We start from the raw sequence: 11,725 nt of genomic DNA, 5'->3' as shown, positions 1-11,725 counted from the left end.
GGTGGATTGCGTGGTGCGCGGTGGCGAGCTGACCGATCAATCGCTGATGGCGCGGCGCATCGGCGACCTGCGGCTGGGGGTCTATGCAGCGCCGAGCTACCTGGAGCGTGCCGGTTCGCCCTCGCACCCTCGGGAACTGGAAAATACCCAGCACCGAATCGTGGGCTTCCTGGGGTCCCGTCTCGGCAAGCCCTTCGCCATGCATCGCGATCAGGAGAGCATCAAGGTGCAGGGCCGCTACGTCCTGTCGACGGACGATGGCAATAGCTATCTTGCGGCGGGCCTGGCCGGCTTGGGCATCCTGTGGCTGCCGGACTACATGGCCAGGGACCATCTCGCCTCGGGGGAGTTGGTGGCCCTTTTCGAGGATTGGCAGCTCGACCCGATGCCGTTGTACCTGGCGTTTCCGCCAAACCGGCATGTCAGCGCGAAGCTGCGCGTATTCATCGATTGGATCGCCGAACTCAAGGCGCGCATCCTGAAGGGCATCGGTGAAATGAACGCGGCCCCGGTTGTCTTCCGCTGGAAGCAGTTCGACTTGGAGGGCGCATAATACGTAAGCGTATTGTTGGAACGCTCTACTAGGTCGCAGGGGCGCGAGCGGGTGTACCGATGAGCCAGGGGCAATGATGCAGTAGACTGGCGCGCATGAGGGTGCCGAGGTAGGCGACGAGACGAGGAGGTTCACAGCCAGGGATGACCAATATTCGTAAGGTGGCCGAGTTGGTCGGTGTGTCGGTGGCGACGGTGTCGCGCACCTTGAAGACCCCTGACATCGTGTCGCCGGGAACGCGCGCCAGGGTGCTGGCCGCCGTCGAGCAGGCTGGTTACCGGCCGAATCTCATGGCGGTGCAGTTCCGGTCGCAACGCACCCGCAACCTGGTGGTGCTGGTGCCGACCATCGCCAACACCTTTCTTTGCCCGGGTGATTGGCGGCATCCAGGAAGCGGCGCAGCGGCGGGGGTAGGGCATTCTGCTGTGCAATACACTCGGCGATGAACGGAGCATCGGAAACGGATGTCGTGGCTTCTCGGTCACGAATTGGCCACGAACACCCCTATCGCCTGGGGTGTCCGCTCCAAGTGGATCACTTCACAAGCATGGGATCAGTGCTGATCCTCAGAAGTTGATACCCATGCCGAAGGTATAGGCCCAGGCGCCGTCGTCGTAGTTGTCTTCGGCACTGTCGCTGCTATCGAACAAGAACTGGTACTCGGCTCTTGCCTGCACGAAGGTGGTGGGCAGCATATAGTACTTGAGGCCAGTTTCCAGGCCGGCGATGCCGGTGTCCTTCACGGCGTCACCATAAATGCCACCGAGTGAGGCACCCACGAAAGGCCGGGCCGCGCCTCGGCCGAAGTGGTAATCGGCAAAGCCCCGAGTGCTACCATTCCAGACGTTGTCATCGCCTTCCACGTCAGCAAAATTGACGCTCTGACGAATACCCATCAGCGTGCGATCCGACAGGTACCAGCCGTAGTCGCCGGAAATGCCGAAGCTGCCGTTGTCGAAGTCCTTGCTGCTGCTACCGGTACCGGAGAGGGAGAACTCCCTGTCACCCGTCTGCGGGCCTATCTCTTGGGCCATGGCAGAGGAGGCAAACAGAAGAGAAGCCCCAACCAGCACGGGGAGAGAAGAATTTACAAAAACATTCATGATGATACTCCTTGCTAACATCAGCTTTTAATGAAGTCTGTTGTCGTCTATGAGATTAAGACTTCAAGCTCCTTGTCGTCCGCACCATGCTGCCGACAACGGCCACCGTTTTTTGCTATCGATTCCTGTTTGTCGATTTATGCCAGAGAACCTTACGGTCACTACCCAGTGTAGAAGGCACCACTATTTTGCAAATAATAATTTTGGTTCTTCGCGGGCTAGGGTTTGTACGAAAAGTCGGCGAGCGAAGGCAAGACAAGGAAAAAATTGGCGAAAAAGCGGACTGGGCTCGCACGCGAGTTTACGGGGTGTAAATGAGCATTTTGATCGGACTCGCGCCCGAGCCGATTTTTAACGCCGTATGGGCGCGCACGCCAGGTCGTTCACGACGGTCACCAAATGGCCCGGATGCACGGTCTGACGTGACTGCTAGCGGCTTGCCCCTGACGTACTCAACGTCCGCCAGGTGGCGCCTTAGCTCGCGCTGCGTTTGCCCTGCTGATGGCGATGGAAGAAGCGCAGCATTGCCCGGGCGGCATCGGGGCCCTTGGGATCGGTATAGCTTCCCTTTGCGCTGCCTCCCGACCAGGCGTGGCCCGCGCCCTGTACCCGCCACTGCTCCAGACGCGGGTCGCCCCTGGCATCATGATGCGTGGTGCGCGTATAGGCATGGCCATTGGCCACCTGACCTTTTTCCACCGCGACCCTGGCGTTGCCCTCGCGCTCGCTGGCCGTCTCGACCTGTTTGCGCGCGGCGGCGTACTGGGCGGCAACACGATCCGCATTGCTGGGGTGCACGGTGGTGTCGCGATCGCCATGAAAGATGATGGCCGGCACCTCCGACGCCCACCCGCTTGCTTGCGCCGCGCCACCACCTCCCAGGGGGCCCGTGCCGCCCTGCATCGCCCCCAGGGCATCGGGAAGACTTCGCGCCACGCCGTGGGGCAGCCCGGAATGCACGCCCACCGCCGCGAAGAGATCCGGATAGGTCATCGCCAGGGTCGTCGCCATGGCCCCGCCAGCCGACAGCCCGGCGACATAGACCCGGCTGGCATCGAGCCCGTGCGTGTCGATCACCCGACGGGCCATGCCGGCGATGATCGCCGGCTCGCCGCCCTCGCGCTGCTGGTCTTCGGCCTTGAACCAGTTCCAGCACTTCGAGCTGTTGGCGGTCATCGGCTGGGCCGGGTAGAGCACGCAGAACAGCTGCTCCTCGGCCAGCCGATTCATGTCGGTTCCGGCGGCGAAGTCGTCGGGGTCCTGCGTGCAACCATGCAGCATGACCACCAGCGGGAGTGCCTGGCCGTGATGGCCGCTGGGGATATACAGCTTGTAATCGCGGGTGCCGACCGGGTTGGTGAATCGACCGGCAGTGAACGCGCCGGGCCGTGCCTCCTCGATGGTTCCCCGTGCATGCTCGGGCTGCGCGCTCTCGGGCTGCGCTATGGCGCCGCGAAACTTGAGCCACTTGTCGCGCCATGCGGCGGGCACGCCAATATCGCCGCTCGGGACTCCCCAATTTGAAGCCTGATTGGCCGGGCCAGCTGCGGACAGAGTGTCCGTTTGCGTTCTCGTTTCATCTGTCCGGCGCGATTCCGAATCAGGTTTCGAGGCCGTCATCTCCTCGTCGACGACCTGGCAGCTCCCCTCGAAGGTATTCCCCTCGAAGGTAGTCCCCTCGAAGGTAGTCCCCTCGAAGGCCTCGCCGTTGCGGCACGGGTCCCTGGGCATCGCGCCCTGCAGGACGGCCATGGCCTCGTGCAGCTTTCCGGCGCGGGTCAGCCGCGTCGCTTCTTCGATTCGCTTCGTCATGGCGGCGTCGATCATCGTCAATATCCCTATTCAATAATTCAGTGGATTCGATCCGCCAGGGCGGCCTTGACCGCCTTGCTGGCATGCAGGGCACCCAGCACGACCACCGACTCGATGGTGGCGCGGGCAAGCTCCGGTGATACGTCGTCGGCAATGCTGGCCATCCCCAGGACCTGGATCTGCAACGTCTCGCCCGACGCCTGCAGGGCTTCCAGATCCTGGCGGCTGTAGTGCTCCAGCCCCAGCACGAAGGCCTTGCGGGTCACGGTCTCCCTGACCGCCTCGGCATGGGTCGCCAGCTGGTTGCGGATGGCCGTGCGGATCAGGTCGGTGCGATTGGAATAGAACCCTTCCTGGACCAGCAGATCGATCTGCCCCAGGTCGACGACCCCCAGGTTGATGGTGATCTTCTCGCTGGAGTCGCCGGTCTTGCGGCGCAGTTCATGCACGCTCATGTGTCCATGCCTCGTTGACTTGCTTATTGAACCATCCATGAAGAATCCATATACCATCCATATGGATGGTATAATGGGCCGATCGGGAAGGAAGTCAAGCGCGGACACGCGAGCGGGGGAACCCTTTACCACGGGATACCTGACCCCAGGACCAGGCCTTGCACCAGCTACGGTTGAGCAATTTCTATCGCTTGGCGGGTAGCAGCCCTCACGAAGGCGGTCGGGGATTGACCGAGCACCTTGCGAAACATGCTGGAGAAGGCGCCCGGACTCTCGTAGCCGAGTTCCAGCGCGGTTCGGGTAACGGAGCTACCGGCCAGCAGCCTGGGGAGGGCTGCCATCAGGCAGCCTGCTGGCGCCACACCGCGAACGACAGACCGGTCTGCTGACGGAACAGCCGATTGAAGGTGCGTTGGCTGCGATGCAGCTGCCGGGCCCAGTCCTCGGGCAGGCTATGGATATGCGGCCGGCCGAGGAAATCCTTGCACAGGCTGGCCAGTCGGGGATCCCGGGGCAGCGGGGCAAACAGCGGCAGGCGATGGCCAATCCGTTGTCGTTGCCGATGGCGGCGAGTGGCACAGCGACCTATGTGTTGCTGTCGGCCAGCGATACCGCCCTGGGCGCCTTGCTGGCGCTGGCGGCCGGTTCATGGCTCGGCATCCGCCTGGCGTCGCGATGGATCGAGCGCTTTCCCGATCGCATACATGCCGGGGTGTACCTGTTACTGCTGACGGTGGTGCTGGCGGTGATGGTCGTCATGCACTGAGCATGACTGTTGGTTCGATGCCGTAACCGATCCTGCCGGATTCGACGGAGAAGGCGTGCTATGGTCACTTGACGGTGAACTCACTCGAACAAGATCGACATGAGCGAACAACTGCAAATCCTGATCTACGAGGATGCCGACAAGGCGGTCGATGTGCGTCTGGACGAGGGTCGCGAGACCGTATGGCTGACGCAACGGCAGATGGCCGAGGTGTTCGACGTCAAGCCGCAGAACATCATGATCCACTTGAAAAATATCTACGCAGAGGAAGAGTTGGTGGAAGAGGGAACTTGTAAGGAATTCTTACAAGTTCAGATCGAAGGAGGCAGAAAGGTCAAGCGTGCGAGGCTGCATTACAACCTCGATGCCATCATTTCCGTCGGTTACCGCGTCAACTCCCGACGCGCGGTCCGCTTTCGCCAATGGGCAACTCGCGTCCTCCGGGATCATCTGACTCAGGGCTGGACGCTGCACCAGCAGCGCTTCGAAGCCAACGCGCGGGAGCTGGAGGCCGCGATGGCACTGGTGCGCAAGGCGGCACACAGCCCGGCGCTGGATCTGCCGGGCGGCCGCGGGCTGGTGGATATCGTCGCGCGTTATGCGTAGACGTTTCTGCTGTTGCAGCGCTATGACGAAGGGCTGCTGCGTCTGGTGGTCTGGCGTCTGACCGCGTTGAAGAATGGCGAACGGCCCACGCACCTGACGCTGGACATCGACGGCCTGCCGATCGAGGTTCACGGCCACCAGGGTGGCTCGGCGTTTCATGGGCTTTACGGCGCACGAATCTATTCGCCACTGGTCGCCTCGCTGGCCGAGACCGGCGACAGGGTCGGCGGCCTGCTACGCGAGGGCAACGCCGGTCCGGCCGAGAACGCCGATACCTGGATCACGCATCTGGTGCGGCGACTCAACGAGAGCACCGGGGCCCAGGTTCGAGTGCGCATCGACGCCGGTTTCACCGACAACGACACGCTGCAGGCCCTCGAAGAGCGCGACATCGAGTACCTGGGCCGGCTGCGCAGCCACTCGGGCCTGCAGAAGTTGGCGGCGCCGCACCTGAAGCGGCCACGAGGCCGGCCGCCCGAGCAGCCTCGGGAATGGTGCCACGACCTGGAGTACCAAGCCGGTTCCTGGCCGACGCCGCGGCGTGTGGTGCTGGTGGTGCAGGAACGCCCCGATGACCTGTTGCTGCATGCCTTCTTCCTGGTCACCAACCTCGGCACGTTCGACTGGCCGCCGGAGAAGGTCCTGGCGCTCTACCGCAAACGCGGCAGCGCCGAGGCCCACATGGGCGAGGTGAAGTCGGCGCTCGACGTACACCTCTCATCGACGGATCGGGGTGCCTCCACCGTCCAGGACGTGATGGCCCGCAACGAGGTAAATCTGCTGCTGAACCTCTATGCCTACCAGGTCCTGCATGGGCTGCGGCGCTTGCTGGAGAGCCGCACGCATCAGGGATGGAGCCTGAGCCGGATGCGCGAGCAGGTGCTCAAGGTCGCCGCCACGCTATCGCTGCACGCCCGGCGGATCACGGTGCATCTCGGCGATGCGGCCGACAAATGGTGGCCCACCTTGCTGAAGGGACTGCCTCGGCTGACGGCCTTGATTTGATATTCGGCGTCATCACGATCCACATATCAGGCAAGGTGGCCACAATGGAGGTCGGCGGGTACGGCTGGGCCGGCGTCAGATATCTTTTCTCAATAGTTATGAAGCGACCGCCCATAAGCCGAATGGGGAATAAGTCAACCGGCTACTCAATAGCCTGATGACATCGAAGCGGGCCGATACTGGCAGCCTCTCGGTTCAGCACCCTCTTTCGGCACCCTGATGAATGAGGCGGGCTCATTGTAGTGTTCAAATTTGTCTCCTATGGAGCAACTACCGTTCATATTTGGATAGCTTGGATATGGTGTCCTCAGGTTCCAAACGCTCTGGCAGCCAGGTTGCGATGCCGCCCCTCGTGGCGCTTGCCTTGAGTAATCTCGGTCATGTTCTATCAATAGCGCGTCGCATGCGTCGATTAACGCAGGAGCACCTGGCGCAACGTATTGATACATTATTCATTACGGTCCGACGCATGATGCGAGTTCACGAACCGGGGCAGACCACACCGCGCGCACGAGCCTGCGTCCTCAGCAGCCATGCCTGCACGCCCATGTCCGATAGCGCCACGAGCCCGGCGGCTATGGAGAGCGCGTCGACAGGCATCTGTAGCGCTAGGCGAGCCCGCCGAGCGAGGCGCCGAGGGCGCTCTACAGCACGATTGATTCAGGTAATGATCACCAACTGCTTGGAGAATGAGCATTTAAAGTTTCATATAACGACCTTGTGGGTAATAAAATGCCCATATTCTTGCTATCTCATGCAGGCCGCTTCATAGTGAGCACTTGAATGCTCACAAGCTATATAATGAGTATTAAAATGCCCAATTTGACGAGATGGCAATGAAGCGGCCGCGCAGCTACTCCCGCGTCACCAGGCAGGCACTCTCGATCCTCGGCAAGCTGATCAAGGCTGGCCGCTTGGAGCGGGAACTCACCGCTGCGGAACTGTCCGAGCGCGCAGGCATCTCGCGTAAGACCCTCCGTAACATCGAAAATGGCGAAGCCGGCACCGAGATCGGCATCGTCTTCGAGGTCGCCACACTCGTTGGCGTGCGGCTGTTCGATGTCGACGACCGGGCGGGTGCGATGCATAACGCCCATCTCGAGGAAAAACTGACGCTGCTGCCGAAGCGGGTTCGCCCGGGCAGGCAGGAGGTCGATGATGACTTCTAGGCTGACGCAGCCACGAGAGGCCTATGTCTGGATCTGGTTGCCGGGAGAGACGCAACCCGTGGTGGCCGGTCGCGTCACGCAGCATGGCGATGGCTACAGCTTCAACTATGGTGCCAGCTACCTGGCGCGCGATGGCGCGATCCCGATCTATGACCCCGAACTGCCGTTGCGCCGCGGCCTGATCGAACCGACCGCTGGCCTGTCGATGGCCAGTTGCCTGCGTGACGCCTCGCCCGATGCCTGGGGGCGCCGGGTGATCATCAATCGTCTGATGGGGGGCAAGGCCGCTGGCGCCGCAGCTGACGACATCTCCGAACTCACCTATTGGCTCGAATCGGGGTCGGACCGGATCGGCGCCCTCGACTTCCAGCATTCCGCCACGGAATACGTGCCTCGCCTCAAGGCCGAGGCGTCTTATGAAGAGTTGCTGGAAGCGGCTGAACGGATCGAGAAGGGCGCCCCGCTGACGCCCGCCCTCGACCAGGCGTTGAACCACGGCACCTCGATTGGCGGCGCCCGCCCGAAGGCCCTGATCGACCATGGCGATCGCAAAATGATCGCCAAGTTCTCGTCGAGCACGGATATTTACAGCGTCGTGAAGGCGGAATTCATCGCCATGAAGCTGGCGGCTGCATGTGAGCTCGATGTCGCCCCGGTCTCGTTGACTGCGGCGGCCGGCAAGGATGTGCTGCTCATCGACCGCTTCGATCGCATCAAATCAGGGGCTGGCTGGCAGCGCAAAGCGATGGTGTCGGCGCTGACGATGCTCGGCCTTGACGAAATGATGGCGCGCTATGCGTCTTACGAGGATCTTGCCGAAGTCATCCGTCACCGCTTCACCGACCCCAAGCAAACGCTGCGAGAGCTCTACGCTCGGATCGTCTTCAATATCCTGTGCGGCAACACGGACGATCATGCCCGCAACCATGCCGCGTTCTGGGACGGCAGGATGCTCTCGTTGACCCCGGCCTATGACATCTGCCCGCAGGGGCGAACGGGCAACGAGGCGACGCAGGCGATGCTGATCAAGGGCGAAAACCGTATGAGTACGCTGCACAGCTGCCTCGCGGCCGCCCCGGATTTCCTGCTCAATGACCAACAGGCCCAGGCCATCATCGAGAACCAACTCCTCACGATCGCCGGTGCATGGGACGGGGTCTGCGAGCAAGCCAAGCTGACCGAGACCGACCGCAGGCTTTTTGCCGGCCGACAGTTTTTGAACAGCTACTGTGTCGAGGGCCTCGGCGCCGCGCATAGCACGATACGGGATGGCTTTGCGGCCACACGCGCGCAGTTACTCGGCTAACAAGGCGGCGAGGGCCAAGCCCGCCGGCCCGCCGAGTATCGCAATCTGCTCTGGATGCTGTTCACCGACCCCGAGCTGCGCCCGGTGATCGCCGACTGGCCGACCCTGGTGCCACGCTTTCTCTCCAGTTTCCGGCGCGACTACGCGCGGGCGGATGGCGATCCCGCCATCGGCATCCTGATGAAGGAACTTTCAGCGCACTCGCCCGAATTTTGCCAGTGGTGGCGCCGCCACGAGGTGGATGCCCCTTGCCAGAGCGTGCGCTCGATCTCGATGGCCTGGGCAAGGTCGGCTGTGAGCACACCCGCCTGATCGTCGACGAAGGTCGGCATCTGCGCCTGGTGGTCTACGCCGTGCAGGAGACGGCCCCCCCCAAGCCGACGCCTTCGCCCGCTGGGTGGCTGGCGAAAGCGAGGGATAGCCGAGTAGCCGCCGCTACGGTTTGCGCGACCGAGCGGGCTGATGAGCGTCGCCCAGAATTGCCGGCTTCCCCAAACTTGCCGGTAAGTCTCATTGCAAAACGTTACCGAGCGAGGCTAAGTAGAGGTAAGCCCCTGGGCTAGCGGCCGATAGAAAATACGGCTCTTCGTCGTTGGGTGTGGAATTCGTCCCTTGAACGGGGCCAGGATATGACCTCCATATGGACAGGAGGTAGAACATGAACGGCACGCAGATTCTGACCCTTGGCCTGGGCCTTGAAGCACCTTGGACTCTCAAGGATCAGCACCTGGATACTGCCGTGTCACCTCACCGTCTGGACCTCCATGTCGAAGCCGAGCGAGGTAATCTTTACCCCTGCCCCGAGTGCGGCAAGGCCTGTCCTGCGCATGACTTCACCACCAGGACCTGGCGCCATCTGAACTTCTTTCAGCATCACTGTTACCTGCATGCTCGGGTGCCCCGCGCCAAGTGTCCCGACCATGGCATCAAACGTGTCGAGGTGCCCTGGGCGCGTCCCGGGAGCGACTTCACCCTGCTCTGGATCATCAAGGAGAAGCTGCGCTGGATTCAGCAGGCGCCCACCCCTCGCGGGGCCCGCTGGCGGATCACCCGCTTCCTTAATTTCGCCCGGGAGGCGATCGCGGACAAGGCCCTGTTGGCGCCGGTCAGGAAGGCGTTGAACATCCTGGAACGGCATGCCGACCGGGTCATTCGGCGCTGGCTATCGGCGCTGACCAATGCACGACTGGAAGGGATGAACAGCTTGTTTCAAGGCGCCCGATCACGGGCTCGCGGGTACCGCAACGAGGGTTACTTCATCACCATGATCTATCTGATTGGCAGCCCGGTGGGGAGCCTGCTGGATCAGGCCAAATCCACATGAAACGACGAAGAGCCCTAAAAAAGCAATATGACGTACATTGGCTGACGGGGCAGTTTCGTGACGATGGCAGGGAGTCAATGTATCGCAGGTCCATCAAGACGAGGGTGCGACTCGAGTCCTCGCTTTCGTTGATCGTGGCGACCTTGATCTTTGGCATGTTCGCCATTACCGACTACTATCTGCTGGGCCTTTCCAGAGAATATTACCTGTTGATTGCCATGCGCAGCGTGGTGGTTGGTCTCTGCCTTTTCCTGGCATTGATTATCGCACGCAGGGGCAGCTATTCAAGAATATGGCTACACGCCATGCCGCTCTGGATACTTGCGACGGGCATCATCCTGATTGTTCCCCTGCGCCCCGAGAGCCTCTCCACGCAGATAACGGCGGTGGTGGTCGCTACCATGGCGTTCTATCTCCTGATCCCCAACCTGCTGACGGTGGTAACGTTCGCCAGCCTCTATCTGAGCATCGGCTTTCTGATCTCTGCGGTACTGTTTGCCGAGCTTGCGCCGGTGGATACGCTGCGCTTGGCGCTGTTGCTGGTCATGACCAATGTAGTGGGCTTCTGTGCCTTGCTGCGTCTGGAGAGCCTGCAGCGCAAGCAATTTGCGCTGCTTCACGAAGCGCGCGATAAAAACCGCCAACTGCTCAAGGAAATAGCGCATCGAAAATCGCTGGAAGAGCAGTTGCGCATGGTCGCCGAGCGGGATGCCCTGACGGGGCTGAATAGTCGGAGCCATTTCATGAAGCGAGCCAAGGCGCTGCTGCAGAATTCGCGATCGGAAAAGGTACCGTTCAGCCTTTTCATGATCGACGTGGATCATTTCAAGAGCATCAACGATACCTGGGGCCACAGTCACGGAGACTGGGTGCTGGCCAGGGTCTCGGAAGTTTGTACGCACGCTCTGCGCCCCACGGATGTGATAGGCCGTTTTGGTGGCGAAGAGTTCGTGGTTGCCCTGCCCGACACCGGCCCTGACGACGCTCTCATCGTGGCGGAGCGCTTGAAGACGAAGGTCGCCGAGCTGCCGCTTATGGAAGAAATGAGCGAGATGCGCCTGAGCGTCACCATCGGTATCGCTATTGCACACGATGAGGACGTCGACCTGCAGGCCCTGATCTCGCGGGCGGATGAGTCGCTTTACGTCGGCAAGCGCGACGGCAGGAACCGGGTGGTGATATGTCGCCAAGGAATGGAAGAGGGATGAGCAACCCCGAGCGTGACATTCGAAGCCCGGTAGCCGGCTGCAGCTGGACTCGATAGCCTATCCTGGCGCCCGATGGCCGACTTGTCAGGGGGCGCCTGAGTTAACCAGCGTGGCCGGCACGTCCGGCACGTCGAAGTACGAGACGCTGCTCGAACTGGTCGATCGGGTGAACCGGGAAACGCTCGAACGTGACCCGGTAATGGCCGAGCTCACTCGGTGGCCGATTCCGGAAGATTCGCTATTACCTTGATTTCAAAATCGAAGCCATAGAGCCAGGTGACGCCGACGGCGGTCAGCGTCGGGTGCGGGGCGTTCCCCCAAAACTCGGGCATCACCTTCCATGCCCGCGGTGGCGAGCTTACCGATCAATCGCTGATGGCACGGCGCATCGGCGACCTGCAGCTGGGGGGTCTATGCA

At 61.7% G+C, this 11,725-nt stretch carries 14 protein-coding genes and 1 pseudogene; 10 read left to right on the top strand and 5 right to left on the bottom strand.

Annotated features, from left to right (window positions below):
* The coding region (locus tag K7I12_RS11510; RefSeq protein WP_231664191.1) for a LysR substrate-binding domain-containing protein at positions 1-553 on the top strand (553 nt) is incomplete at its 5' end.
* A 143-nt stretch (positions 554-696) separates the two neighbouring features.
* Positions 697-999, top strand: coding sequence for a LacI family DNA-binding transcriptional regulator (locus K7I12_RS11505; RefSeq protein WP_031384108.1), 303 nt, complete (start codon positions 697-699; stop codon positions 997-999).
* 120 nt (positions 1,000-1,119) lie between these two features.
* On the opposite strand, the gene K7I12_RS11500 is transcribed toward K7I12_RS11505, so the two are convergent.
* The 4 genes from K7I12_RS11500 to K7I12_RS11485 all read right to left on the bottom strand — a co-directional run bounded on the left by K7I12_RS11500 (position 1,120) and on the right by K7I12_RS11485 (position 4,264).
* Positions 1,120-1,656, bottom strand: coding sequence for a hypothetical protein (locus K7I12_RS11500; protein WP_084173492.1), 537 nt, complete (start codon positions 1,654-1,656; stop codon positions 1,120-1,122).
* A 474-nt stretch (positions 1,657-2,130) separates the two neighbouring features.
* Entirely contained in the window at positions 2,131-3,483 is a 1,353-nt protein-coding gene (locus K7I12_RS11495) for an extracellular catalytic domain type 1 short-chain-length polyhydroxyalkanoate depolymerase (RefSeq protein WP_231664190.1), read from the bottom strand.
* A gap of 23 nt (positions 3,484-3,506) precedes the next feature.
* Positions 3,507-3,923, bottom strand: a complete 417-nt coding sequence (locus K7I12_RS11490) for a CopG family transcriptional regulator (protein WP_031384105.1) — start codon at positions 3,921-3,923, stop codon at positions 3,507-3,509.
* 167 nt (positions 3,924-4,090) lie between these two features.
* The gene (locus K7I12_RS11485; RefSeq protein ID WP_231664189.1) at positions 4,091-4,264 is read right to left on the bottom strand and encodes a helix-turn-helix domain-containing protein; all 174 of its coding nucleotides are present in this window, start codon (positions 4,262-4,264) and stop codon (positions 4,091-4,093) included.
* Positions 4,265-4,377: 113 nt separating this feature from the next.
* Between K7I12_RS11485 and K7I12_RS11480 the strand changes: the two genes are divergently transcribed.
* The 8 genes and pseudogenes from K7I12_RS11480 (at position 4,378) to K7I12_RS11440 (ending at position 11,307) form a co-directional block, all read left to right on the top strand.
* Complete coding sequence (locus K7I12_RS11480; protein WP_231664187.1) at positions 4,378-4,689, top strand: hypothetical protein; 312 nt, start codon at positions 4,378-4,380, stop codon at positions 4,687-4,689.
* Positions 4,690-4,788: 99 nt separating this feature from the next.
* Positions 4,789-5,295, top strand: coding sequence for a virulence RhuM family protein (locus tag K7I12_RS11475; protein WP_084173490.1), 507 nt, complete (start codon positions 4,789-4,791; stop codon positions 5,293-5,295).
* A gap of 27 nt (positions 5,296-5,322) precedes the next feature.
* Positions 5,323-6,300, top strand: a pseudogene (locus K7I12_RS11470) (IS1380 family transposase); the annotation flags it as partial.
* 836 nt (positions 6,301-7,136) lie between these two features.
* Positions 7,137-7,469 (top strand): helix-turn-helix transcriptional regulator, encoded by a 333-nt coding sequence (locus K7I12_RS11465; protein WP_031384102.1) that lies wholly within the window; start codon positions 7,137-7,139, stop codon positions 7,467-7,469.
* Positions 7,459-8,775 carry a type II toxin-antitoxin system HipA family toxin gene (locus K7I12_RS11460; protein ID WP_031384101.1) on the top strand — a complete coding sequence of 439 codons (1,317 nt, stop codon included), beginning with the start codon at positions 7,459-7,461 and terminating at the stop codon, positions 8,773-8,775. The genes K7I12_RS11465 and K7I12_RS11460 overlap by 11 nt, the downstream gene beginning before the upstream one ends.
* Positions 8,776-8,829: 54 nt before the next feature.
* Positions 8,830-9,087, top strand: a complete 258-nt coding sequence (locus tag K7I12_RS11455) for an MmyB family transcriptional regulator (RefSeq protein ID WP_231664186.1) — start codon at positions 8,830-8,832, stop codon at positions 9,085-9,087.
* Positions 9,088-9,433: 346 nt separating this feature from the next.
* Entirely contained in the window at positions 9,434-10,099 is a 666-nt protein-coding gene (locus K7I12_RS17525; protein ID WP_442908050.1) for a transposase, read from the top strand.
* A complete protein-coding gene (locus K7I12_RS11440) occupies positions 10,096-11,307 on the top strand; it encodes a GGDEF domain-containing protein (protein ID WP_031384099.1) in 1,212 nt (403 codons plus the stop codon). The genes K7I12_RS17525 and K7I12_RS11440 overlap by 4 nt, the downstream gene beginning before the upstream one ends.
* Before the next feature lie 209 nt (positions 11,308-11,516).
* On the opposite strand, the gene K7I12_RS11435 is transcribed toward K7I12_RS11440, so the two are convergent.
* Positions 11,517-11,639: a hypothetical protein gene (locus K7I12_RS11435; RefSeq protein WP_268871178.1), complete on the bottom strand. Its 123-nt coding sequence runs from the start codon at positions 11,637-11,639 to the stop codon at positions 11,517-11,519.
* Positions 11,640-11,725: the final 86 nt, after the last annotated feature.

Origin of the sequence: Halomonas sp. IOP_31 (genome assembly GCF_021151495.1) — a bacterium.
GTDB classification, from domain to species: domain Bacteria; phylum Pseudomonadota; class Gammaproteobacteria; order Pseudomonadales; family Halomonadaceae; genus Modicisalibacter; species Modicisalibacter zincidurans.
Note: the sequence above shows the minus strand (reverse complement) of the source record. Positions and strands in the feature narration are given on the sequence as shown.

Coding starts and splice junctions, on each gene's coding strand:
- K7I12_RS11480 (WP_231664187.1), top strand. CDS start 4,378: ATGGATATGCGGCCGGCCGAGGAAATCCTTGCACAGGCTGGCCAGTCG.
- K7I12_RS11495 (WP_231664190.1), bottom strand. CDS start 3,483: ATGATCGACGCCGCCATGACGAAGCGAATCGAAGAAGCGACGCGGCTG.
- K7I12_RS17525 (WP_442908050.1), top strand. CDS start 9,434: ATGAACGGCACGCAGATTCTGACCCTTGGCCTGGGCCTTGAAGCACCT.
- K7I12_RS11475 (WP_084173490.1), top strand. CDS start 4,789: ATGAGCGAACAACTGCAAATCCTGATCTACGAGGATGCCGACAAGGCG.
- K7I12_RS11440 (WP_031384099.1), top strand. CDS start 10,096: ATGAAACGACGAAGAGCCCTAAAAAAGCAATATGACGTACATTGGCTG.
- K7I12_RS11435 (WP_268871178.1), bottom strand. CDS start 11,639: ATGCCCGAGTTTTGGGGGAACGCCCCGCACCCGACGCTGACCGCCGTC.
- K7I12_RS11490 (WP_031384105.1), bottom strand. CDS start 3,923: ATGAGCGTGCATGAACTGCGCCGCAAGACCGGCGACTCCAGCGAGAAG.
- K7I12_RS11465 (WP_031384102.1), top strand. CDS start 7,137: ATGAAGCGGCCGCGCAGCTACTCCCGCGTCACCAGGCAGGCACTCTCG.
- K7I12_RS11500 (WP_084173492.1), bottom strand. CDS start 1,656: ATGAATGTTTTTGTAAATTCTTCTCTCCCCGTGCTGGTTGGGGCTTCT.
- K7I12_RS11455 (WP_231664186.1), top strand. CDS start 8,830: ATGCTGTTCACCGACCCCGAGCTGCGCCCGGTGATCGCCGACTGGCCG.
- K7I12_RS11460 (WP_031384101.1), top strand. CDS start 7,459: ATGACTTCTAGGCTGACGCAGCCACGAGAGGCCTATGTCTGGATCTGG.
- K7I12_RS11505 (WP_031384108.1), top strand. CDS start 697: ATGACCAATATTCGTAAGGTGGCCGAGTTGGTCGGTGTGTCGGTGGCG.
- K7I12_RS11485 (WP_231664189.1), bottom strand. CDS start 4,264: ATGGCAGCCCTCCCCAGGCTGCTGGCCGGTAGCTCCGTTACCCGAACC.